Source organism: Serratia sp. HRI (assembly GCF_010119335.3).
In the GTDB taxonomy this organism is placed as follows: Bacteria; Pseudomonadota; Gammaproteobacteria; order Enterobacterales; family Enterobacteriaceae; genus Serratia; species Serratia nevei.
The window spans coordinates 646,005-667,665 of record NZ_CP083690.1 but is presented as its reverse complement, the minus strand read 5'-3'; the positions used below and the strand labels follow the sequence as shown (position 1 = coordinate 667,665).

23 protein-coding genes and 4 tRNA genes are annotated in these 21,661 nt (G+C 56.1%); 18 read left to right on the top strand and 9 right to left on the bottom strand.

The genetic code is table 11. The annotated features are described in order from the left end of the window. Positions 1-511: 511 nt before the first annotated feature. Complete coding sequence (locus GF111_RS03335) at positions 512-1,786, bottom strand: IS4-like element ISApu2 family transposase (RefSeq protein ID WP_011191341.1); 1,275 nt, start codon at positions 1,784-1,786, stop codon at positions 512-514. Between the two features lie 170 nt (positions 1,787-1,956). Here GF111_RS03335 and uvrY point away from each other — a divergent pair, with 170 nt between their 5' ends. The 8 genes from uvrY (at position 1,957) to GF111_RS03295 (ending at position 7,251) form a co-directional block, all read left to right on the top strand. Next, on the top strand, positions 1,957-2,613 hold the full coding sequence (gene uvrY, locus GF111_RS03330; RefSeq protein ID WP_004927947.1) for a UvrY/SirA/GacA family response regulator transcription factor: 657 nt from the start codon (positions 1,957-1,959) through the stop codon (positions 2,611-2,613). Continuing rightward, entirely contained in the window at positions 2,606-4,438 is a 1,833-nt protein-coding gene (gene uvrC, locus GF111_RS03325) for an excinuclease ABC subunit UvrC (protein ID WP_147190633.1), read from the top strand. Before uvrY ends, uvrC begins: the two co-directional genes overlap by 8 nt. A 58-nt stretch (positions 4,439-4,496) precedes the next feature. Further along, positions 4,497-5,045, top strand: a complete 549-nt coding sequence (gene pgsA, locus GF111_RS03320; RefSeq protein ID WP_033642639.1) for a CDP-diacylglycerol--glycerol-3-phosphate 3-phosphatidyltransferase — start codon at positions 4,497-4,499, stop codon at positions 5,043-5,045. A 144-nt stretch (positions 5,046-5,189) separates the two neighbouring features. Continuing rightward, positions 5,190-5,265: transfer RNA gene (locus GF111_RS03315), tRNA-Gly, on the top strand. A gap of 563 nt (positions 5,266-5,828) precedes the next feature. After that, positions 5,829-6,164, top strand: a complete 336-nt coding sequence (locus GF111_RS03310; protein ID WP_162420073.1) for a TfoX/Sxy family protein — start codon at positions 5,829-5,831, stop codon at positions 6,162-6,164. Positions 6,165-6,267: 103 nt separating this feature from the next. Continuing rightward, complete coding sequence (locus tag GF111_RS03305) at positions 6,268-6,720, top strand: hypothetical protein (RefSeq protein WP_049194208.1); 453 nt, start codon at positions 6,268-6,270, stop codon at positions 6,718-6,720. A gap of 361 nt (positions 6,721-7,081) precedes the next feature. Then, positions 7,082-7,155, top strand: a tRNA-Cys gene (locus GF111_RS03300). Between the two features lie 10 nt (positions 7,156-7,165). Beyond that, positions 7,166-7,251 (top strand) — tRNA-Leu (locus GF111_RS03295). A gap of 174 nt (positions 7,252-7,425) precedes the next feature. Here GF111_RS03295 and GF111_RS03290 read toward each other — a convergent pair. Beyond that, complete coding sequence (locus GF111_RS03290) at positions 7,426-8,766, bottom strand: anaerobic C4-dicarboxylate transporter (RefSeq protein WP_025302367.1); 1,341 nt, start codon at positions 8,764-8,766, stop codon at positions 7,426-7,428. A gap of 232 nt (positions 8,767-8,998) precedes the next feature. On the opposite strand from GF111_RS03290, the gene GF111_RS03285 reads away from it, so the two are divergent. The 5 genes from GF111_RS03285 (at position 8,999) to GF111_RS03265 (ending at position 11,714) form a co-directional block, all read left to right on the top strand. Beyond that, complete coding sequence (locus GF111_RS03285; RefSeq protein ID WP_224217812.1) at positions 8,999-9,208, top strand: hypothetical protein; 210 nt, start codon at positions 8,999-9,001, stop codon at positions 9,206-9,208. A gap of 173 nt (positions 9,209-9,381) precedes the next feature. After that, entirely contained in the window at positions 9,382-10,587 is a 1,206-nt protein-coding gene (locus GF111_RS03280) for an ISL3 family transposase (protein WP_047729874.1), read from the top strand. Between the two features lie 7 nt (positions 10,588-10,594). Next, positions 10,595-10,768, top strand: a complete 174-nt coding sequence (locus GF111_RS03275; RefSeq protein WP_224217811.1) for a PaaI family thioesterase — start codon at positions 10,595-10,597, stop codon at positions 10,766-10,768. A gap of 141 nt (positions 10,769-10,909) precedes the next feature. Beyond that, positions 10,910-11,197 (top strand): hypothetical protein, encoded by a 288-nt coding sequence (locus tag GF111_RS03270; RefSeq protein WP_038875386.1) that lies wholly within the window; start codon positions 10,910-10,912, stop codon positions 11,195-11,197. Then, entirely contained in the window at positions 11,118-11,714 is a 597-nt protein-coding gene (locus tag GF111_RS03265; protein ID WP_217354304.1) for a hypothetical protein, read from the top strand. The genes GF111_RS03270 and GF111_RS03265 overlap by 80 nt, the downstream gene beginning before the upstream one ends. Before the next feature lie 66 nt (positions 11,715-11,780). Here the strand turns inward: GF111_RS03265 and GF111_RS03260 are convergent, their stop codons facing one another. The 6 genes from GF111_RS03260 to GF111_RS03235 all read right to left on the bottom strand — a co-directional run bounded on the left by GF111_RS03260 (position 11,781) and on the right by GF111_RS03235 (position 18,823). Then, complete coding sequence (locus GF111_RS03260) at positions 11,781-12,050, bottom strand: hypothetical protein (protein WP_038875392.1); 270 nt, start codon at positions 12,048-12,050, stop codon at positions 11,781-11,783. A gap of 90 nt (positions 12,051-12,140) precedes the next feature. Beyond that, positions 12,141-12,278 (bottom strand): hypothetical protein, encoded by a 138-nt coding sequence (locus GF111_RS03255; protein WP_162215441.1) that lies wholly within the window; start codon positions 12,276-12,278, stop codon positions 12,141-12,143. 141 nt (positions 12,279-12,419) lie between these two features. Further along, complete coding sequence (gene proP / locus GF111_RS03250; RefSeq protein WP_038875399.1) at positions 12,420-13,922, bottom strand: glycine betaine/L-proline transporter ProP; 1,503 nt, start codon at positions 13,920-13,922, stop codon at positions 12,420-12,422. Between the two features lie 414 nt (positions 13,923-14,336). Then, entirely contained in the window at positions 14,337-15,704 is a 1,368-nt protein-coding gene (locus tag GF111_RS03245; RefSeq protein WP_147190635.1) for a TolC family protein, read from the bottom strand. Positions 15,705-15,707: 3 nt separating this feature from the next. Further along, positions 15,708-17,645 carry a MacB family efflux pump subunit gene (locus GF111_RS03240; protein WP_038881825.1) on the bottom strand — a complete coding sequence of 646 codons (1,938 nt, stop codon included), beginning with the start codon at positions 17,643-17,645 and terminating at the stop codon, positions 15,708-15,710. Continuing rightward, entirely contained in the window at positions 17,642-18,823 is a 1,182-nt protein-coding gene (locus tag GF111_RS03235) for an efflux RND transporter periplasmic adaptor subunit (RefSeq protein WP_038875627.1), read from the bottom strand. The genes GF111_RS03240 and GF111_RS03235 overlap by 4 nt, the downstream gene beginning before the upstream one ends. Positions 18,824-19,063: 240 nt before the next feature. Between GF111_RS03235 and cho the strand changes: the two genes are divergently transcribed. From cho to GF111_RS26690, 5 genes are all read left to right on the top strand, one after another. After that, positions 19,064-19,912: an excinuclease Cho gene (cho, locus tag GF111_RS03230; RefSeq protein ID WP_038875409.1), complete on the top strand. Its 849-nt coding sequence runs from the start codon at positions 19,064-19,066 to the stop codon at positions 19,910-19,912. Between the two features lie 112 nt (positions 19,913-20,024). Next, positions 20,025-20,121, top strand: a tRNA-OTHER gene (locus tag GF111_RS03225). 185 nt (positions 20,122-20,306) lie between these two features. Next, positions 20,307-20,606 (top strand): sigma-S stabilization anti-adapter protein IraP, encoded by a 300-nt coding sequence (locus GF111_RS03220; RefSeq protein ID WP_016928230.1) that lies wholly within the window; start codon positions 20,307-20,309, stop codon positions 20,604-20,606. Between the two features lie 123 nt (positions 20,607-20,729). Beyond that, positions 20,730-21,233, top strand: coding sequence for a YlaC family protein (locus GF111_RS03215; RefSeq protein ID WP_047727841.1), 504 nt, complete (start codon positions 20,730-20,732; stop codon positions 21,231-21,233). Between the two features lie 69 nt (positions 21,234-21,302). Further along, entirely contained in the window at positions 21,303-21,434 is a 132-nt protein-coding gene (locus GF111_RS26690) for a hypothetical protein (protein WP_015377413.1), read from the top strand. 61 nt (positions 21,435-21,495) lie between these two features. On the opposite strand, the gene GF111_RS26685 is transcribed toward GF111_RS26690, so the two are convergent. Then, the gene (locus tag GF111_RS26685) at positions 21,496-21,624 is read right to left on the bottom strand and encodes a hypothetical protein (RefSeq protein WP_038875412.1); all 129 of its coding nucleotides are present in this window, start codon (positions 21,622-21,624) and stop codon (positions 21,496-21,498) included. Between the last annotated feature and the right edge of the window lie 37 nt (positions 21,625-21,661).

Below are 21,661 nucleotides of genomic sequence, written 5' to 3'. Positions count from 1 at the left end.
CTCAGCTCACGCCGGCGGGCAGCGTCCGTTCACCGCCAGCTTGAATCATCCATTATCTGTAAGTTATTTCGGGGCGGTTAACAAGTATTTGTCCGACACGTTATTGTTGAACCATTGGGGTTATTATAATTATTTGAGGCGGCTGGCACCGATTTTGCCGATGTTCGCCGGGAATAATAGTTCTGCACGTCGGGTGTTCGGCCGGCGATGGCGGTGGTTTTTGCTACGTCTTTAAATATCAAATGATTACAAACGGCCAACCGCCGTGCTAATATTATTCATGTCGTGATTGCTTACACAGATTTCCCCCTTGCTGCATGATTATCGCGCTATCCTGTGTCTGACGCGGCGCAACGAAATTATTTTCGTCGCCCGATCTTTTCCGACGTGACGATTTATTGGCGGCATAGACGGCTAAAATTGAAAAATCAGCTCTGCTCCGCAAAGTTATTCGGAAGTATGTATTAATCTGTGTTCATTCTTGTCTGAAAAACAAGTCATGTACAGAACCTTAAGCGGCAAGCGAATTAATAATACCGTCTAACGTGTTGTTTTGCTTGGATTTTCTCTGCCTACTCTTTTTGCCGTTTTTGGATAAATACACCATTGCCCACTCCAACTTCTCTGTTATTTCCTGCCACGCACCATGGATGATGCTCGCCAATATCGGCATTAACCAAAGCGCGCTGTTTTTGGCAATCTTCAGCATCGATAACTCCGCGCTGCCAATCAGCGTCAGCGCCAGCCGACGTTTGACCAGCAAGGCCAGCAAACTAGCCCAGATCAAGCCTTCCGCTATCGCTTTTTGTCGTGTCGCGAACGCCTTCAACCGGTTATGTGATTTCAGCTCTTTGAACAACAGTTCGATCTGCCAACGGCAACGATACAATGCCATCACCTTCTCGGCTGGCCATCGCTCACGCGGAAGATTGGTCATCCATATACAGAACCGTTTTTCCTCTGCAAACCAACGTCTTATGAGTCGATATTTATACTTTCCCGAACTCACATCCAGATCCAGAACCTCGGCTCTGCAGCTTCTCCGATCGATATCCTTGAGCTTTTTTCCGAGTAACTTGGGCATTTCCCTGCCGTCCTGTCGGTAAGCTGCCTGTACTTTGGGATTGAGATTTTGACTCCCTCTGACCAGATAGCTTCCTTTGGCTTTGGTCACATCAGCAAAGTACTCGCGGCTGATGTAACCGGCATCCGCCAATAACAGTTTGTTATTTAACGAATTTGCGGCCGGAAGATGCTTGCGCTCCGATTCGGTATCCGCCGTGATACTCATCGATATCGGCGACTGGTCCAGCAAGGACATGGTCATATGACACTCTACCGCAGCGGGGCTGTGCTTATTGAATCGGCCCGGGAAATGTTCTGCCAATTGCGGATGTAACGCGAATGACGACCCGTCCTGCAGCAGTACCTGCTCAAAGCCTGCCAGTCCGTGGGCGTCCGGTAGACACTCCTTGAGGCGTAAGGCGATGGCTCGTTCAACCAGTGCGCGCATGAACAAGGGAAAACCCTGCTTGCGTAACTGGTTGTGAAAGGGTTTATACGCTATTTGGTCAGTATCATGGAGCTGCAACGCATTGAAATGGCGATGCAAACCAGCAATACCATCCACCTTGTCGCAACCAAGCCCTGAGAGCAGAGCCGGGAGTAGTCTCGCAGGCTGGATATCCCGGAGTCGCTGACAAAAACCGGTAAATTTACCGATCCGGTTGAGTTCAGAAGAGCTAAGAAGTTGCTTGAGGTACTGGGTTGCATTGATAATAGTCATGGCTTCGGGCGTGTCGGTTTTTTTTTGCGATTAAATCAGATCACAAACGAAGCCTTTTTTCTATCTATTTCAATTGGTTGTAGCTAAAGATCCTGTACATGAAAAACAAGTAATATCTCTGGCGAAAACAGAGGCTGATTGCGTTACTCCCTTTTTTTGGAGATTTTTCCTTGATTAGCGTTCTTCTTGTTGATGACCACGAACTGGTGCGCGCAGGGATACGACGCATTCTTGAAGATATCAAAGGTATAAAAGTTGTCGGTGAGGCCCAATGCGGTGAAGACGCCGTAAAATGGTGCCGTGGCAACGCTGTCGATATCGTGCTGATGGACATGAATATGCCGGGCATTGGCGGGCTGGAAGCCACGCGCAAGATTGTGCGTTATGCACCCGACGTCAAAGTCATCATGTTGACTATCCATACTGAAAACCCGTTGCCCGCGAAGGTGATGCAGGCGGGGGCCGCCGGTTATCTGAGCAAGGGCGCCGCGCCGCAGGAAGTGATTAACGCCTTGCGCTCCGTGCATGCGGGGCAGCGCTATATCGCGTCTGATATCGCCCAGCAGATGGCCCTGAGTCAGCTGGAGCCCCAGGCCGAAACGCCGTTCAGCTGCCTGTCTGAACGCGAGTTGCAGATCATGCTGATGATCACCAAAGGCAAAAAAGTGAATGAGATCTCGGAGCAGTTGAGTCTCAGCCCGAAAACGGTGAACAGTTACCGTTACCGCATGTTCAGCAAACTGAATATCAGCGGCGACGTCGAACTGACCCACCTGGCCATCCGACATGGATTGTTCAATGCGGAGACGTTGTTAAGCAGTGAATGACCGTTTTGATGCCAAAGCCTTCCTGAGTACCGTCACCAGCCAGCCCGGCGTCTACCGAATGTACGACGCCACGGGCACGGTGATCTACGTCGGTAAAGCCAAAGACCTGAAAAAACGTCTCGCCAGCTATTTTCGGCAGCAGGTCAGCAGCCGTAAAACCGAGACGCTGGTTAAAAATATCGCGCAAATAGACGTAACGGTTACCCACACCGAAACGGAAGCGCTGTTGTTGGAACATAACTACATTAAATTGTACCAACCGCGATATAATGTTCTTTTGCGCGACGATAAATCTTATCCGCTGATTTTTCTCAGCGCGGATACCCATCCCCGTTTGGCGGTGCATCGCGGCGCCAAACACGCCAAGGGCGAATATTTCGGGCCTTTTCCCAACTCTTATGCCGTGCGTGAAACGCTGGCGCTGCTGCAGAAGCTGTTCCCGATCCGCCAATGCGAAAACAGCGTGTATCGTAATCGCTCGCGCCCGTGTCTGCAGTATCAGATCGGCCGCTGCCTGGGCCCTTGCGTCGCTGGCCTGGTGAGTGAAGAAGAGTACCGGCAGCAGGTGGACTACGTGCGGCTGTTCCTTTCGGGCAAAGATCAGCAGGTGTTGCATCAGCTGATTGCGCGCATGGAAGAAGCCAGCAAACTGCTCAATTTCGAAGAGGCGGCGCGCATTCGCGATCAAATTCAGGCCGTGCGCCGCGTTACCGAACGGCAGTTCGTGTCGGGCGACAGCGACGATCTGGACGTGATCGGCGTGGCGTTCGACGCCGGTATGGCGTGCCTGCATGTGCTGTTCATCCGTCAGGGCAAGGTGCTGGGGAGCCGCAGCTATTTCCCTAAAGTGCCGGGCGGCACGGATATGAGCGAAGTGGTGCAGACCTTTGTCGGCCAGTTCTATTTGCAAGGCAGCCAGGCGCGTACCTTGCCCGGCGAGATCCTGTTGGATTTCAGCCTGCCGGAAAAAGACCTGCTTGCGGAGTCGCTCTCCGAGCTGGCGGGGCGCAAGATCCAAATTCAAAGCAAGCCGCGCGGTGACCGCGCCCGTTATCTGAAGCTGGCGCGTACCAACGCGGCAACGGCGTTGACCACCAAGCTTTCGCAACAGTCGACGATCCATCAGCGGCTGGCGGAGCTGGCCAAGGTGCTGAGCCTGACGGAAATCAACCGCATGGAGTGCTTCGATATCAGCCATACCATGGGCGAACAAACCGTGGCTTCGTGCGTGGTGTTCGACGGTAACGGCCCGGTGCGCGCGGAGTATCGGCGCTATAATATCAGCGGCATCACCCCCGGCGATGACTACGCGGCGATGACGCAGGTGCTGAAGCGCCGTTACGGTAAGGCGCTGGAAGAGAAAAAGATCCCGGATGTCATCTTCATCGACGGCGGCAAAGGGCAGCTCGGCATGGCGATCGACGTGTTCAAATCGCTGAACGTTACCTGGGACAAGAACAAGCCGCTGCTGATTGGCATCGCCAAAGGCGCCGATCGCAAGGCCGGGTTAGAAACGCTGTTCTTCGTGCCGGAAGGCGAGGGGATTTCGCTGCCGCCGGATTCGCCGGCGCTGCATGTGATCCAACACATCCGCGATGATTCGCACAATCATGCGATTACCGGCCACCGGCAGAGAAGGGCGAAAGTCAGAAATACCAGCGCACTGGAGCTGATTGAAGGCGTAGGGCCGAAACGGCGCCAGGTGCTGTTGAAGTATATGGGCGGACTGCAACCTTTGTTGAACGCCAGCGTGGAGGAAATTGCAAAAGTGCCGGGTATTTCACAAGCATTGGCAGAAAAGATCTACAATGCATTGAAACACTGAGGGCAATGTAGCAACATACTCTTAATTTCCACTCTAGCCAGATAGTTACCGTAGCATTATGCAATTGAATATACCGACTTGGCTTACCCTGTTTCGCGTAGTTCTGATCCCATTCTTTGTGCTGGCGTTTTATCTGCCGTTCAGCTGGGCTCCGATGGTTTGCGCCGTTATCTTTGTGTTTGCCGCCGTCACCGACTGGTTTGACGGCTTCCTGGCACGCCGCTGGAAACAAACGACGCGCTTCGGGGCGTTTTTGGATCCGGTTGCGGACAAAGTGATGGTGGCGGTGGCGCTGGTGCTGGTGGCGGAACACTACCACAGCTGGTGGATCACGCTGCCGGCGGCCACCATGATCGCCCGTGAAATCATCATTTCGTCGCTGCGAGAGTGGATGGCGGAAATTGGCAAACGCAGCAGCGTGGCGGTGTCCTGGATCGGCAAAGTGAAAACCATGGCGCAGATGATGTCGCTGGTGGGCTTGCTGTGGCGGCCGGACCGCTCCGTAGAGTATGTGGCGATCGGTTTGCTGTATATCGCGGCGGTACTGACTTTCTGGTCGATGTTCCAATATTTGAATGCTGCGCGCAACGATCTGCTGGAACCGTGATCGATGCGCTGCAAAAATCGGCAAACGATCGTGATGAGCCAACAATTTTATTGACTCATCACGTCAGGTAAGTAGAATGCATCGCATCAGACGACAACGATGAATTGCCGAAAGATAGCAAAGAAATCAGTCAGTTCTGGTAATGCGGGAATAGCTCAGTTGGTAGAGCGCAACCTTGCCAAGGTTGAGGTCGCGAGTTCGAGCCTCGTTTCCCGCTCCAAACATTAGCCTGCTGAATCCCCGTGATTCGGCAGGTAAGCGAAAGGGGCCTCGGCCCCTTTTTCGTTTTCTATTCCCTCTCGCTTTCTGTACCTCCCCCCTCTTTAATCAGCGGCTATGTTTCTGGCCGTCGATTCGATATACCGAAGCAACAGAATCGCGCGTTCTTCTTACATGATGTACTTTTTCTCTCCTCGCAAATAGTCTGGACATCCCAGTGGTTTTTCAGGCGGTATCGCCGCTCGGGGATGCTGCACAAACGACTTCAAGAAGGGATGTTTCCGCGAGTCTGATAACAAGGATTAAGCCCTGCTGGGCGGCGTCGCTTGGGCGGATAGCTGCTACCGACGTTGATTCCGCCATCTTTGTTACTGATTAATCGTGATGTCGTTCAAGCCATTGTCGCCCGATGAGTTTTATCGGGCGTTTTACTATTGCGGCGAGGCGTTCTTTAGACGACAAAAGAGGGCGACTTGTAGGTTTCTATAACGTTTACTCTCTGGATAAGAGTAAATTGAACCGAGTTTGATACGGCTGTACTGCGAATACGAAGAAGGGAGCCCGATGGTTTCAAAACTGAGTACGGTAGAGTTTATCATCGGCAATATCTCTGCGTCGGGTAAGCTTTCGGCGAAGAAGATGTTCGGTGAGTATGGTATTTATTGCGCTGAGAAAATGGTGGCGCTGGTCTGCGATGATCGGTTGTTTGTTAAACCGACGCCGGGTGGCAAAGCGTTTCTGAACGGACATTCAGAAGCGCCACCTTATCCGGGCGCAAAGCCTTGTTTTGTGATTCCGGAAGAGAAGTGGGGCGAAAGCGCCTGGCTTTCCCAATTAATCGCGCTCACTTATGCTCAGTTGCCTGCGGCGAAGAAAAAGCCCTCGAAGAAACCCACTTAAGCCTATGGATTACGGCGCCCGCCGGGTTGGGGCCTCTTTTTATTGCAATCCATAGGTTAAATATCCACTGCCGGTATCAAAGGAAGCGGGAACGGGAGGGAGTATGACGTCTGGCGCTATGCGGCATCTGGTCAGAAGAGTGGCAGGATGCATATTGTTCTTCGGGCTGGTCGCCCCGCCGTTAGGGGGCATGCTGATGCTGCTGCTGATGACGTTTGGTATCAGTGGCTATGTGGATCCCGGATACTTTAACGTCGGCGATGTGCTGGGAATGCTGGTGTTCATTGGGGCTTTTTCCTATGCGCTCGGTTTTCTGCCGGCATGTTTGGTGGGGGCTATCGTCGGAATCGCTCATCCCGGCATTCGCCGATTGCGGTGGTTTCTGTTGTTATGCGCGGTGCTATCCGCCGTTGCTCCTGGTTTGCTGAATGCCGATCAGCGTATTTTTGGTACGATCGCGGTTTTGCCAGGCACGATCGCTGGGTTTTTATGGTGGCGCCGGAGGTTGCGCGATGTCTCCCATGATGATGCTGTGCACGGTACCCCATCACCATAAGCAGATGAAAAGCCGGAGAGGGCGCGGGTAAGCGGTTCCTGCCGAGAAAAAAGAACCGATTTGCCCGTGAATTCCTGAACCGATGCATATAAAATCAACATTCCGCTTGCCTTTGCGTCGGCATTGTGAACAGTGCGCCCACAAAATAAGCAGTTGAAAGCGTTAGAGAACTTTTTGCTATTTCGGGGGGTTGCCAAGGTGGGGGGTTTAGTCCATAATGCAGTCCATCGATTCGGCAGTAACGAAATAAATTACTTAAGAATCAGATGATTAGGATAAGCGATTTCAACATCGCCAACCAAAAGAACAAAACGAAGTGGGTGAATCACCGGCTTTGGCCTGAAAAGGCAAACAGAATAAAGGCGCGTTAACAAAGCGGTTATGTAGCGGATTGCAAATCCGTCCAGTCCGGTTCGACTCCGGAACGCGCCTCCAACTTTCCCGAGCCCGGGTGGTGAAATCGGTAGACACAAGGGATTTAAAATCCCTCGGCTTATGGCTGTGCGGGTTCAAGTCCCGCCCCGGGTACCAGGGAACAAAAATACCGAATAATCAAAGCAATAAGTAGTAATGTCGTAACCGCCGAGAGGCGGTTTTTTTGTGTCTGAAATTCGTACTGCACCGGCATTTTTTCCTTTCTTGTTATCCCCTATACCCATGGATTGCCGCGTGCTTGGGGAGCCCCGCAGGGCTCCGAAATACAACTCATAAGAAACCGAACGCCGCGGCGAGGATCCAGCCGAAGACGCAGGAGACGCTGACGCCGATCAGGCCGGGCAGAATAAAGCTGTGGTTGATCACGAAGCGGCCGATGCGGGTGGTGCCGGAGCGGTCGAACTGGATCGCCGCCAGATCGCTGGGGTAGGTCGGCAGAATATAATAACCGTAACAGGCCGGCGCCGAAGCGACGATATAGGCCGGGTTGACGCCGATTGCCAGCGCCACCGGCACCAGTGCCGCCAGCGCGGCGGCCTGCGAGTTGACGAATTTCGACACCAGCAGCAGGATCAGCGCATAGGCCCAGGGATATTCTTTCACCAGCACGCCCAGCGTGGCTTCGATCTGCGCCAGGTGCGCGCCGAACATGGTTTCCGCCATCCAAGCGACGCCATACACCGCCACGATGGCGATCATGCCGGAGCGGAACACTTCGTTTTTAGAGATAGACGCCGGGTTGGTGCGGGTAATGATGACGATCAACGCCCCGGCCATCAGCATGCACATCTGGATCACCAGGACCATGGAGAGCGGTTTGCCGCCGAAGCTGGGCCGCAGATCGGAAAACGCCCCCAGCACCGCCACCAGTGCGATGGTGGCGAGGAAAATCCACATGGCGATCCAGTTGCTGCGTGGCAGCACCCGATCCAGTAAGGTGGCGGCATCGCCATAGACATAGCGATGGTTTTCCGGCACTGAGATGAATTTCTGGAACTCCGGGTCTTTGTCCAGGTCTTTGCCGCGGAACCAGCTGAAGATGCCGATCGCCAAAATGCCGCACAGCGTAGAAGGTATGGTGATAGAGAGCAGGTCGAGGAATTCCAGATGGCGGCCATTGAAGGTGTAACTGCTGAGCATCGCCACCAGTGAGACCACCGCCACCGAAACCGGGCTGGCGATAATACCCATCTGCGCGCCGATCGAGCTGGCCGCCATCGGCCGCTCCGGGCGGATGTTATTTTTGATCGCCACGTCATAAATGATCGGCAAGATGGTGTACACCACGTGCCCGGTGCCGCACAGGATAGTGAGAATGCAGGTCACGAACGGCGCGATGATCGAGACATAGCGCGGGTTACGTCGCAGCATCCGTTCGGCGATCTGCAGCATGACGTCCAACCCGCCCGAGGCCTGCAGGGTGGCGGAGGCCGCCACCACCGCGATGATCACCAGCATCACGTCTACCGGCGGTTTGCCGGGCTGCAGGTGAAAGCCGAACACCAGGATCATTAACCCGATCCCACCCAGTAACCCCAGCGCAATGCCGCCCTTACGCGCCCCATACAGCAGGCATGCCAATATCACCGCTAATTGCAGAAAGAAATCCATGATAAATACGCCTTAATAATGTTGAACTTAACTGCGCTCAGTTTCCGGCCGTGTTGGCTGCAGAAAATTGTTTTAAATCTAAAGGCACTAATAATTTTGTGGTTATTAACCCTAAAGAGTGATGCTGGTCACACTCAAAGGAGTCAGGGCGTAGGTGGCATCCGCACGAAAAAGCAAGCTAACAGGTCTGACCTCTACTATATGAGAGGTTTACTGACCCGAGGAGAAACCCATGGACCCGACAAAAATGACAGGACTGGCGCTGTTACAGGCTGCGATGGCCGGTAAAATCCCACCGGCTTCGATCGCTGAAACCGTGCCCATGAAACCGGTGGCGGTTGAAGAGGGGTACATCCGCATCTTGGCGCGGGCTGACGGGCGCCACCTGAATCCGCTGGGGGCGTTCATGGCGGCTTTGCCGCCACGGTCTTGGACTCGGTGACCGGTTGCGCGGTGCACAGTACGCTGGGCGCGGGGATTGGGTATGGCACCGTCGATCTGCAGGTTAAAATGTGGTTCATCGCGCTTTAGCGTGAACCAATAGAAAACGGCAGTCAGAACGTTTAGGTTTGTATTCGCCAAAACACACCCTAAACCTTCAAAACTGCCGTCACTATGAATGCTAACCTTTGCTCCCTGTTCTGGGAAGGCTTTGTCGTCAATTCCTTCTCGCATCCTTCTGCCAACTCCCTGCTTATCCAGCTCCAGCCTGACGCTGCCGTCATGCCCTGTTGTCGTCGTTGTGAGCGGCGGGTGCCTGTTGTGCATGATGTTTCCTTCCGCCGAGTGCGTGAACGCCAGCTGCTCGATTGGGTCGTCTGGCTCAACGTCCCCGTCCGGCGCCTGTGTTGCCCCCATTGCGGGGTCACCACCGAAAAAATCAGCTGGTTGCCTGAACGCCAGAGATATACCACGACGCTATCCGTATGGGTTGAGTCACTGACCCGTTTACTGCCGATTAAACATGTTGCACAACTCACCGGACTGCACTGGCATACGGTCAAGAATATCGACTACCGGCGTCTGCTGCGGGAACGAACAGAGCCGCAGCGCCATACCCTCCGCCGTCTGGTGATGGATGAGTTCGCCCTGTTCAAAGGACATCGCTATGCCACCGTGGTGATGGATGCGGATACGCAACAGGTGTTGTGGGTGGGCGAAGGCCGCAGCAGAGCGGCCTTCCGCCCCTTCTTCGTCTGGCTGGGCGCTGAAGGCTGTGCTGCTATCCAGTCTGTCGCCATGGATATGAATACGGCGTTAGACCTGGAGGTCAGGCATCACTGCCCGCAGGCGGAAGTGGTCTATGACTTGTTCCATGTGGTGGCAAAGTATGGCCGGGAGGTTATCGACCGGGTCCGCGTCGACCAGGCCAATCAACTCCGTGATAACCCAAAATCGCGTCAGGTCATCAAACGCAGCCGCTGGCTGCTGCTGCGCAACCCAGAAAACCTGCCCGAAGGGCATGAGGTAAAGCTCACGGAGTTGCTGGAGGCGAATCAGCCGCTGAATGTGGTATGGCTGATGAAAACGACGCTGAAAGAACTGTGGTACGCCCCGAGTGAACAAGAGGCGCAGAGACGCTGGACAAGCTGGTACAGGCAGTCTCAGGAAAGCGGAATCAAGGCGTTGCAACACTTCGCCGAGAAACTGAAAGGGTATGCCGGTGGCATCATCGCGAGTGCCAGACACAGGTTGAATACCAGCGTGCTGGAAGGGATGAACAATAAGATAAAAGTGATGAAGCGGATGGCCTATGGATACCGGGATAACGCTTACTTCTTCCTGAAAATCAAAGCAGCGTTCCCCGGTAAAGCGCGATGAACCTAAAATGTTGCGCCCTGTGCCGAAGGAAACTGACCTGATCGCCGAAGGGCGTCTGGTCTATGCGGCCAAAAACGTGGCCTTCGCGGAAGGCACGCTCAAAACGGCGCAAGGGAAGCTGCTGGCTTCGGCAACCGCCACTTGTTTTATTATTCGCCCTACCGAACAAGCATCGCAATAACCTGCCTTTTATCGGGCTTCGGGCTATCAACCCGGGGCCTGATGCATTTCTCTTCGGTTGCACACAGCGCTGCGCTACGGCGGCAGGCGCGATACGCCATTGTGGTCTAGTATTCTGGGGTAAAAATTTATCGGAGTGATTATGCAACCGTATCCGTATAAAGAGGTTGAGTTTGATCATGAGCTTTGTTTGGCGATTGGCAAAGCCGTGTTGGACGTGGTGTCACAGGGGGATGAAACCAGCGCTCCAGGGGTGATGAACGCGATTGAGCGGTCGGTGGAACAGGGGCTGAATGACGACGAAATCGCCGCTGCCGACGATGCCCTGGATTTGATGGCGCGTCTCATCCATGGCTGCCGGTTTGTTAATCTACCGGGTGAAGAGGAGGCTTCTCGTGCATTGGTTGAATTTCAAACGCTACAAGAGTGACGTTGCCAGACAGGCCGTGCCGCCGCATTTGAATGCGGCTGAATTTGCACGGCATTACGCCGATAAGCCGCAAACCGATACGGAAGAGTATCTTTCGTTGAGCGGGGAGATGTGCTGGGATGCGGTGGTGCTTTGTGCCCACCGTTCAGGCGCGCTCAGCAAGGCGAAATACAAGCAGCTGTGGCAGACGGTGTTCGATAAGCAATACAAACATTTCGTTAGCCCGGACGATACCGAGATCCGCACGATGGCCGATATGCTGCGCGCGCCGCAGGGATGTTTTATCGGCATATTCTCCCTGCGTGACGCGGCGGCGCCCCGTTTGCTGCATGCCATGATCGGTACCGGAGCGGGATTTGCCGCAGGCAATAAAAATCTTTGCATCGGCGTGGGGGGCGCGGTCGGCTGGGAAAATCTCAATCTGGCGCGCGATCTGCGTTGGCAGCCTGAAGGCGGCTTTTTACGCCAGGGCGACAACGAAGTGCTGCGCATATTTTATCGGGCTTTCCCCGCCTGAGCCGGCCCGCATGCGTGTAGAGTAAAAAACCGCCGTCTGGCGGTTTTTTATTGGCGCGCGTCGCCCTTATTTGAACCCGCCGTTGCGAATGAATTCGAGGCCGGCGGTGGTGATCCGCGTTTGATTCGGGTCGATATCATAGTTGTTCTCGTCGATGTCGCTCATCACATAGGCCTGTATCAGGCCCTTGGTTTTGAGATAGGCGAAGGGATCGGCGAACGCATGCGGGCTGGTGGCGTCTTGTTTCCACAGTTCGTAGGTTTTTTCATCCAGCGTGCCGGGGTGATTGGCGGCCAGTCGTGTCAGGATCTGATTGTAGAACGCATAATCGGTCATGATACAGTCCCCTTTATCGCGAGCGATAATCGCGGAAAATGGCGGTAAGGTCTTTCAATCATAGCCGATGTTTTCCACCGCCTGTGCGGGTTAGCCGCGTTGGCTTTCAATCCAGTGGAACAGGCGTGAAATGGTGAAGGTGATATCGCCGATGTTGAAGAGTGCGCCGAGCCACAGGGTGAGCATAACAAGGATGCCGATGATGACGGGAAGGTCCATTTTGCTCATGATCGCGTGCTTCATCAATTAAGAGTGTGCTGTAAAGCCTACCATCAAACCCGATTGTCATAAAATGCGCTGCGTATTCTTTCGGTTGAATTCAAAGCAAAAAAGCCACCCAAATGGGTGGCTTTTGTCTTTCAGCGCCGATCAGTCCAGCTTGGGATGCTGGTCGATCAGGATCTGCTTTTTCTTTTCCAATTCGGCGATCTGTGCGTTGATGTCCTCGACTTTCTGTTCGATGTTGTCGTAGGTCTCCTGCAGCAGCTCTTTCGCCTCTGAACGGTCAGATGCAGCCGGCGTCGCGCCGCGCAGCGGTTTGTTGGCGGTTTCTTTCATGTACAGACCGGTGATAAGACCGATCACCGCCACGACCATCAGATAGTAGGCCGGCATGTACAGGTTGCCGGTCACTTCGACCAGCCAGGCGGCGGCGGTCGGCGTCGCACCGGCGATCAGCACCGAAATGTTGAACGAAATCGCCAGCGCGCTGTAGCGGATGTGCGTCGGGAACATCGCCGGCAGAATCGAGGCCATCACCCCGGTGAAGGAGTTGAGCAGCACCGCCAGCACCAGCAGACCGACGAAGATCAGGCCAATCACGTTGCTGTTGATCAGAATGAAGCACGGGATCGCCAGCGCCAACAGGCCGATGCTGCCGCCGATAATGAACGGCTTACGGCCGATGCGGTCACTGGTCAGGCCGATTACCGGCTGTACGAACAGCATGCCGATCATGATGGCGATGATGATCAGAACGCCGTGATCTTCCGAGTAGTGCAGGTTATGCGACAGGTAGCTCGGCATGTAGGTCAGCAGCATGTAATAGGTCACGTTGGTGGAAATCACGATGCCGACGCACACCAGCAAACTTTTCCAGTGTTTGGCCGCGATCTCTTTGAACGAGGTTTTTGGCGGATTTTCGATGGCGTTGCGATCCTCTTTCTCCATCTTGTCCACGTGCTGTTGGAACGCCGGGGTTTCTTCCAGCGCATGGCGCAGATAGAGGCCGATCAAGCCCAACGGCGCGGCGATGAAGAACGGGATACGCCAGCCCCAGTCGAGGAAGTTGGCTTCGCCGACGATGCTGGAGATCAGCACCACCACGCCTGCGCCCATCACAAAGCCGGCGATGGAGCCGAAGTCCAGCCAGCTGCCCATAAAGCCGCGTTTGCGGTCCGGCGAGTATTCGGCGACGAAAATTGCCGCACCGGAATATTCACCGCCGACGGAGAAGCCCTGCGCCAGCTTGGCCAACAGCAGCAGGATCGGTGCCCAGATACCGATCGACGCATAGGACGGGATCAGGCCGATACAGAAGGTGCTGACCGCCATGATGATAATGGTGACCGAGAGCACCTTTTGGCGACCGAACTTGTCACCCATGGCGCCAAAGAACAGACCGCCGAGCGGACGCACCAGGAAGGGCACGGAGAAGGTTGCCAGCGCGGCGATCATTTGTACGCCGGGCGAGGCGCCGGGGAAGAAGACCTGGCCAAGTGCGTAGGCGACAAAGCCGTATACGCCGAAGTCGAACCACTCCATCGCGTTGCCCAGGGCCGCCGCGGTGATCGCCTTCTTGAGTTTGCTGTCATCGATGATGGTGATGTCGTTAATGTGCATCGGTTTATGTCGTTTTTTTCTTAACTTCATATAATCATCCCTTAATGAATTATTCGTTGTTCGTGAAAGCGTAATCTCCGTTCACTGTTGTTTTCGAGTTATCAAATCGGCTAATCGAATCGCGGTTCAAGACGATTCATTATCCACATTTAAGTTGAGATGTGGATCACAAAATACGGCCGTTTATACCAAGGTTATGTCATTTAGGTGACTAATTATTTTGCATCTATAGCTTAACGTTATATCTTGCGGCGATCAAATCCAGCAGTTTAACTTAAGTATTTGCACCGATTTGGTGCGAGAATGGTCTAATAATTGTGCGATTTGACGGTTTTTCGTCTGATTGGCCATGTTTGAAGTATAGAGAGTGCGGGAGATAAAACAGGAAAAATTGATGTGTTTGCCGCTTAAAATCTACCTGGCCGGATGGCCAGGCAGTTTGGATTAGAGGGCCGATGAACCGCCGAATTCCAGATAGATTTTCGCCAGGTTCTGGTACTGCGCGAAGCGGTTTTCGTCCACCGCCAGCTCCGCCTGACGACGCTGCTCCTGAGCATTCAGCCAATCGGTAATGGTGACGGCGCCCTGCCGGTAACGCACCTCGTTCAGCCGCTCCGATTTGCGCGCCAGCGCCAGCGAAGCCTGTAGTTGCGCCTCTTGTGCCAGCAGCTGCGCGCGCAGCGACAGGGCGTTATTCACATCGCCCATCGCCTTGTACAGCGCCTGCCTGAATTCCAGCACCTGCTGTTCGTAGTCGTTACGGGCGATCTTGATATCCACCCCCATTTGCCGCCATTGCAGGAACGGCAGCGTCAGGCCGGCGCCGAGACTGCCCGTCGGGTTGCGCAGAAACTCCAGCAGTGCGCTGCTGCTGGTGCCCAGCGAGCCGGTCAGTCTGAAAGCGGGGTAGTATTGCAGACGTTTCTCGTCGACGTTGGCCAGAGCGGCGCGCAACCGCAGCTCTTTGGCGCTGAGATCCGGGCGACGGCTCAAGACGTTGGCGGGAATGCCGGTGCTGATCTGCGGCATTGCCGCCGTCGGCAGACGTGCGGGCGCGATGGTGGTCTGGCCTGAAGGTACGCCCAGCAGCACCGCCTGTTCGTTCAACGCCTGTTGACGCTCGTGTTGCAACGTCAGCAGCCGGCTTTCCTGCGTCAGTACGTTTTGTTCCGCGTTCACCACGTCCAGTGCCGAGATGCTGCCGGCCCGGTAGCGGGCGTTGGCCAGCCGCAGCGTCTGTTTGGCGTAGTCGATGCTCGCTTGGCTGACGCCGATCTGCTGATTGAGGAAGCCGATGCGCCAGTAATTCGTGGCGGCGTTGGCCAGCAGCGTCAGGCGCGCCGTCTGCAGATCCTGCTCGGAAGCCTGGCTGGCCCACTCGGCGGCGTCGCGCTGGCGCGCCAATTTGCCCCACAGATCGACTTCATAGCTCGTAGAGAGCGTCGCGCCGCTGGTTTTATTCCAGGCGGAGGACTCCGACAGCGGGCGATTGATGTTGCTGTTCAACGAGGCGTTGACGTCGGGCGCGGTGCTGATGCCGACGCGTTCAGCCTCGAGGCGCGCGCGGTAGAGGCGCAACACGGCGACGGCCAGATCGTTGTTGCTGGCCATCACCTGATGCAGCCAGCGGTCGAGCTCGGGATCGTGGAAATCGCGCCAGTCGAACGGCGTCGGCGCGGCGTTTTCGGCGGCGTGCTGCCAGCTCGTCGGGTAGTTGACCTGTGGCGCCCGGTAGTCGCTTTTTAGGGCGTTGCCGCAGCCGGCGGTGAGCAGGGCGGCGAGGCTTAATGCCAAGGGAGAGAAAATTTTCATGGGTTACTCGCTGGCCAATGAAACGACCGGATCCATCCTTGCCGCTTTGCGGGCGGGGAGATAACCGAAGATCATGCCGATTAAGGTTGAACAGAAAAACGCCGTCGCGGCGGCTTGCCAGGAATAGATGGCGGTGAACATGCCGCCCGCCAGCGAGGTGAACAGCGACCCGGCGGCGAACGACAGCGCGATGCCCAATGCGCCGCCGATCAGGCAGACCAGCACCGCCTCGATCATGAACTGTTGCATGATGTCGCCGCGCCGTGCGCCGACCGCCATGCGCACGCCGATCTCATGGGTGCGTTCGGTCACCGAGACCAGCATGATGTTCATCACGCCCAGGCTGCCGATCACCAGCGAGATCGAGGCCACCATCAGGATCAGCAAACTGAGCGTCATCGAGGTGCGCTCGATCGATTTACGGAACTGATCGCGGTTGAACGTCATGAAATCCTTGACGCCATGGCGCTGGGTCAGCAACTGCGTAATGGCGCTGACGGCGGCTTCGCTGGCGACGTCATCCTTAAGCCGCACGGTAATGCCGCTGAGCGTGGTTTTGCCGACCATGCGGTACATCACCGTGCTGTAAGGCATCCAGACGCTGATGCGGTTGGGCGCATAGTTGCGTTCGCTTTTGGCGACGCCGACCACCCGCGCCGGCACCGAGCCGAGAAACACGATCTGGCCGAGCGGTTCGACGCCGAAATCGCCGAACAGCGCCTGGCGCGCATTGTCGTCGATGATCACTTCCTGCAGCGCGTTGCGATCGTCGCGGAAGGTGGCGCCTTGCACCAGCGTGATGCCGTTGACGCGGAAATAGTCGCGCCCGACGCCGGTGATTGACGCGGTGGCGGATTTACTGCGAAAGCGAATGCTGTCGGACGCGCTGACCTCCGGGCTGACGCTGTCGACGAAGCTTTGCTGCGCCAGCGCGTCGGCGTCGGCCGGCACCAGAGTGCGGATGCTGTCGATGGCGTCGTCGAAGAAGTCACGCCCCGGATAGATGCTTACCACGTTGGTGCCAAGTCCCTTGATATTCTCCAGCGTGCGCTGCTTGGCACCTTCGCCCAGCGCCACGACCGTAACGACGGCGGCGATGCCGAAAATAATGCCGGTCATGGTCAGCGCGGTGCGCAGGCGGTGGGCGTTCATCGCTTTCAGCGCCATGTGCAGCGACTCGCGGGTGCGGTCGATCAGGCTTTGCCAGCCGCTTTGCCGGCTGCGGTTCGGCGGCGGCAGCGCTGCGGCGGGCGCCGATTGGCGGCCGCTGTCAGCGATGATCTCGCCATCCCGCAGCTCGATGACGCGCTGCGCATGCTGCGCCACGTTCATATCGTGGGTGACGATCACCACGGTGTGGCCGCGCTGATTCAGCTCGCTCAGGATCGCCAGCACTTCCTGGCCGGATTGGGTGTCCAGCGCGCCGGTCGGTTCGTCCGCCAGGATAATTTCGCCGCCGTTGATCAGCGAGCGCGCGATGCTGACGCGCTGCTGCTGGCCGCCGGAAAGCTGGCCGGGCTTGTGGTCTTCGCGTCCTTCCAGTCCCAACCGCGCGAGCAGTTGCGCCGCCCGTTGCCGCCGCTGATCGCGCCGGGCGTTGGCGTAGATGGCCGGAATTTCAACGTTGCCCAGCGCGCTGAGATCGGGCATCAGGTGATAACGCTGGAAGATAAAGCCGATATGCTCGCGGCGCAGGCGGGCCAGTTCGTCCGGCGACAGGTGGGCGGCGTTCTGGCCGCTGATGTAGTAGTCGCCGCGATCCGGCACGTCGAGACAGCCCATGATGTTCATCAGCGTCGATTTGCCGGAGCCGGAGGCGCCGATGATCGCCACCAGCTCGCCGGCGGCGATGGTCAAATCGATGTCTTTCAACACCGTCAGCGCCTGACCGCCGTTGGTGTAGGTCCGGCTGATGCCTTTTAGCTCGATGATCGCGTTCACAGGAAAATGCCATCCTCAGCCGACTTGGCGGCGGGCTGCGACAGCACCACGGTTTCACCGGCTTTCAGGCCGCTGAGGATCTGAATGTCGACGTTGTTGGTGATGCCGGTGGTCACTTCGCGCGTTTCCAGCCGCTGATCCTGGGTCAGCACCTGCACCTGTTGCACTTTTCCTTCGGTTTTATGCACCGCCTGGATTGGTACCAGCAGAGCATTCTTCGCTTCGCCGAGCAGCAAGGAAACCTGCGCGGTCATGGCGATGCGCAGGCGGTTTTCCGGGTTGGGCACGTCCAGCAGCGCGTTGTAATAGACCGACGCGTTCGAGGTGCCGGAGCCCGAAGCGGAGCTGGTGCCGGCGAGCGAGTCGTCTTTCATCACCGATTCCGGCGCCAGTTCGATGGTGCGCAGCGTGGCGTCGTAGCGTTTATCCGGATCGGAGAAAATGGTGAAGTAAGCCTTTTGCCCGGGCGAAATGCGGGTGATGTCGGCTTCAGAGATCTGCGCCTTGATGGTCATCATATCCAGCCGCGCCAGCTTGACGATGGTCGGCGCACTTTGGGTGGAGTTGACCGTTTGCCCCTGCTGCGTGACCACGGCGATGACGATACCGTCCATCGGCGCGACGACGCGGGTATACCCCAGGTCGATCTTTTTCTTGTCGACTTCAATCTGCGCCTGCACCAGGCGCGCATTGAGCGAAAGCAGTTCGGCGCGGGTGGTGGCGAGCGTGGCCTCGGCGGTTTCGAAGTCTTCACGCGAGCTGGCTTCGTCGTTCAGCATGCGCCGCTGGCGTTTGAAACGCGACTCGGCCTGCTTAAGCTGTGCCTGCTTGGCCTGCAGTTCGGCTTTGATGACGTTCAGCGCCGCCTCGGCGTTGCGCAGATCGTTGCGCTGTTGCAGATCGTCGATGTCGGCGATCGGCTGTCCTTTGGTGACGCGATCCCCCAGTTTGACCTTCAGCGATTTGACTTCACCGGAGACCCGCGCGCCGACGTTAACGCGTTCGACGGCATCCAGTCGCCCGGTGGCCAACACGGCATTCTCGATATCGCCCAGGCGGGCCGGTGCGGTAACGTAATCCTGCTGCGGCGGGCGTTGCCAATAAAGGGTTAGCGCGATGGCGACGGCGATGAAAACGATGACGGCGATCAACGCCAGACGACGGGGTGTGAGTTTCAGTGATGGCATGCCCAGGTTTTCCATAACGATAAAAGCGGCGGTTCCAGTCTGCCATCATGGCAGCGCCAGCCTGAACTGGCGCTAAACGTGAGGCGCTTGCCCGCTGGAAAGGGGATAGTAAAGGCTTTCCCGCTAAAGATCACGGTGAGTTATTATCCGCCGGGTGTGCAACCGGCTGTGCGGCACGCTATACTGGCTAAAAAACCAGTATTCATTCATCAGCAGGATAACGCCGCCGCCATGATGCCAAACCGCCTCGAGCCGGAAATCGACATTTACCAATACCCGGAGCACCTGCGCGCCTGCCTGGCGCCGTTGCCCAAAGGGCCGGGCGTCTATGTGTTTCACGGCCAGAGCGAAAGCCTGCCGCTTTACATCGGTAAAAGCGTCAACGTACGCAGCCGCGTAATGGCGCATTTCCGTGCCCAGGATGAGGCAAAAATGCTGCGGCAAACCCGGCACATCAGCTTTATTGAGACTGCGGGCGAGTTGGGGGCACTGCTGCTGGAGGCGCAATTGATCAAGCAACAGCAGCCGCTGTTCAACAAACGCCTGCGGCGCTCGAAACAGCTGTGCGCGCTGCGTCTGCAGGCGGACACGGTGACGATTGCCCACGCCAAAGAGATCGATTTCGCCGTCACGCCCCACCTTTATGGGCTGTTTGCCAATCGCCATGCCGCGCTGGAAAAGCTGCGCGCCATCGCCGACGAGCATCGTTTATGTTACGGCAAGCTGGGGATCGACAAGCTGCCCGCCGGGCGCGCCTGCTTCCGCTACAGCCTGCGCAAGTGCGCCGGTGCCTGCTGCGGCGTGGAGCCGGCGCAGGAACATGCGCGGCGGCTCGGCGCGGCGCTGGAACAGCTACGCATCGCCTGTTGGCCGTTCGCCGGGCGAGTGGCGTTGGAAGAGCAGGGCGAGACGCTGCGCCAGTACCATGTAATTCACAATTGGTTTTATCTGGGCTCGGTCAGCAGCCTGGCGCAGGCACAGCGGCTGCAGAGCGCGGCCAGCCACTTTGACAGCGATGGCTACAAGATTTTGTGCAAGCCGCTCATCACCGGCGATTACCGGATTATTGAGCTGCCGTAATGCCATAACGCTATCGATAACCTAAGACTTATCTGTAAATTCAGGGTATTATGCTAAAAAAGCTTGAGTCCATAAGGTTGTTGTGGATAATGGCACCCCGAAGCGAAGGAACGCGCTATTAACTCAGTTGGCAGAGTGATTGGTTTTATAATGGCTTGTTTTGGCTTGAAAATTGATAGACGCGGGTTCGAGTCCTGCATAGCGCGCCAGCTTTCTTCCCTTCATCTCACCGCGCTTACCGTAAAGCGCACCCGGGTTGATTTGCACTATCGGCTCCTCGTTGGGATTTTCGGGTGTGCTTTACCGTAACCGCTGGCTTTCCTTCCTCTTTCTCTTTCGATCCTTTGCTAAACTGTAATCAGGCAGGCTTGCTGCCCGGCAACAGGAGGTCGATATGTCTCACTCCGAGCAACTGCAGGAACTCTTGCAACGCGTCGCCGCCCTCGAGGCGAGAGAGAAAGCGCTGAGCGCCGCGTCCAACGCTTATCAGGCGATTATCACCACCATGTTGGGCAATATGGAGAAGACCGAACGTGACCGGATCATCGCGATGATCGATCAGGCTCATGAAATCGCTTACGCCCGCGCCATTCAACGCAGCAACGAACCGCAAAAGCAGAAAATCAAACAGGCCGACGATGTAGCCCAGCGCATGTTCATGTTTGCGCAAGGCAAGGCCGCCCAGCCGCGCTGAATCCGAACTATAACAGTTGCCGCCATTAAGTTGGCTAACTGATCTACCCGGCGAAACTGTACTTGTGTTACTTTTGGCGGTGAGATTTGATGGCAATGCTGTTTCCAGCATAAGGTTGTAACGATGGACGCGATTAAAAGCATCTTGGTTAAAGAGATTGAACAGATCAATCGGCGCGAAGGGCGTGACGGCAAGCCGCGCTTCAACAGCGAATTCGCCCGCACTCACCGCTATCTGTGCCTTGCCATGTTCGCCGGTTATTTCGCGGTGATCGCCGTGATGTACCAGGTGCCTTACATGGGGATATATGCCTTCCTGGGCTTCACCGCTTTCGTGCTGTTCATGTTCGCCATGCTGCTGATAGAGATCCGGCCGGTATACCGCTTCGAGGACATCGGGGTGCTGGATCTGCGGGTTTGCTACAACGGCGAATGGTACTTTACCCGCGCGCTGTCGCCTTATGCGGTGCAGCAGCTGCTGGATGAGCCGTCTATCGGCGCCGCGCTGAAACAGAAGATGCGGGTGATCATCGGCAACAAGGGCGAAATCGACTTCTACGACGTGTACGACATGGCCTACGGAAAAAAGCCGCAGGATGAGCCACCGCGGCTGGCGGCGGCAAACTGAAAGGTTTCCGGCCGGCGGCTTGTCGATTATACTCAGCGTTTGAACGTGAAGCAGAGTGAGGACCAAGCGATGAGTGATGATATTTTCGATTTTGATATCGATGCCGAACTGGCGAAAGCCGAAGAAAAAGCGGCGCAGAAGGTAAAAGAGGTCCCTGAGTTCCTCGAAGACGAAGCGGACTGCGAAGGTTGCAAGATCTGATCGCCTGACCCATAAAAAAACCGCCGCGGCGGTTTTTTTTATCTCTGAGTGTCGCGCGGTATCAATCCAGCACGAATCCCCAGATGAGGAACGCCGCCACCAGAATCAGGCAAAGTGCGGACACCGTCACCAGTATTTTCCCCAGAATGTCTTTTTCTTGTTCCCGCTGCTTCACGTTGAAATTATCCAATTAAAAGTCTATGGACCAAACCGGCGATGCTGAGATC

Excerpts from the sequence above, each read along its gene's own strand:
- GF111_RS03335 (WP_011191341.1), bottom strand. The coding sequence starts at position 1,786 with ATGACTATTATCAATGCAACCCAGTACCTCAAGCAACTTCTTAGCTCT.
- pgsA (WP_033642639.1), top strand. The coding sequence starts at position 4,497 with ATGCAATTGAATATACCGACTTGGCTTACCCTGTTTCGCGTAGTTCTG.
- GF111_RS03310 (WP_162420073.1), top strand. The coding sequence starts at position 5,829 with ATGGTTTCAAAACTGAGTACGGTAGAGTTTATCATCGGCAATATCTCT.
- GF111_RS03305 (WP_049194208.1), top strand. The coding sequence starts at position 6,268 with ATGACGTCTGGCGCTATGCGGCATCTGGTCAGAAGAGTGGCAGGATGC.
- GF111_RS03290 (WP_025302367.1), bottom strand. The coding sequence starts at position 8,766 with ATGGATTTCTTTCTGCAATTAGCGGTGATATTGGCATGCCTGCTGTAT.
- GF111_RS03285 (WP_224217812.1), top strand. The coding sequence starts at position 8,999 with ATGGACCCGACAAAAATGACAGGACTGGCGCTGTTACAGGCTGCGATG.
- GF111_RS03280 (WP_047729874.1), top strand. The coding sequence starts at position 9,382 with ATGAATGCTAACCTTTGCTCCCTGTTCTGGGAAGGCTTTGTCGTCAAT.
- GF111_RS03275 (WP_224217811.1), top strand. The coding sequence starts at position 10,595 with ATGTTGCGCCCTGTGCCGAAGGAAACTGACCTGATCGCCGAAGGGCGT.
- GF111_RS03270 (WP_038875386.1), top strand. The coding sequence starts at position 10,910 with ATGCAACCGTATCCGTATAAAGAGGTTGAGTTTGATCATGAGCTTTGT.
- GF111_RS03265 (WP_217354304.1), top strand. The coding sequence starts at position 11,118 with ATGGCTGCCGGTTTGTTAATCTACCGGGTGAAGAGGAGGCTTCTCGTG.
- GF111_RS03260 (WP_038875392.1), bottom strand. The coding sequence starts at position 12,050 with ATGACCGATTATGCGTTCTACAATCAGATCCTGACACGACTGGCCGCC.
- GF111_RS03255 (WP_162215441.1), bottom strand. The coding sequence starts at position 12,278 with ATGAGCAAAATGGACCTTCCCGTCATCATCGGCATCCTTGTTATGCTC.
- proP (WP_038875399.1), bottom strand. The coding sequence starts at position 13,922 with ATGAAGTTAAGAAAAAAACGACATAAACCGATGCACATTAACGACATC.
- GF111_RS03245 (WP_147190635.1), bottom strand. The coding sequence starts at position 15,704 with ATGAAAATTTTCTCTCCCTTGGCATTAAGCCTCGCCGCCCTGCTCACC.
- cho (WP_038875409.1), top strand. The coding sequence starts at position 19,064 with ATGATGCCAAACCGCCTCGAGCCGGAAATCGACATTTACCAATACCCG.
- GF111_RS03220 (WP_016928230.1), top strand. The coding sequence starts at position 20,307 with ATGTCTCACTCCGAGCAACTGCAGGAACTCTTGCAACGCGTCGCCGCC.
- GF111_RS03215 (WP_047727841.1), top strand. The coding sequence starts at position 20,730 with ATGGACGCGATTAAAAGCATCTTGGTTAAAGAGATTGAACAGATCAAT.
- GF111_RS26690 (WP_015377413.1), top strand. The coding sequence starts at position 21,303 with ATGAGTGATGATATTTTCGATTTTGATATCGATGCCGAACTGGCGAAA.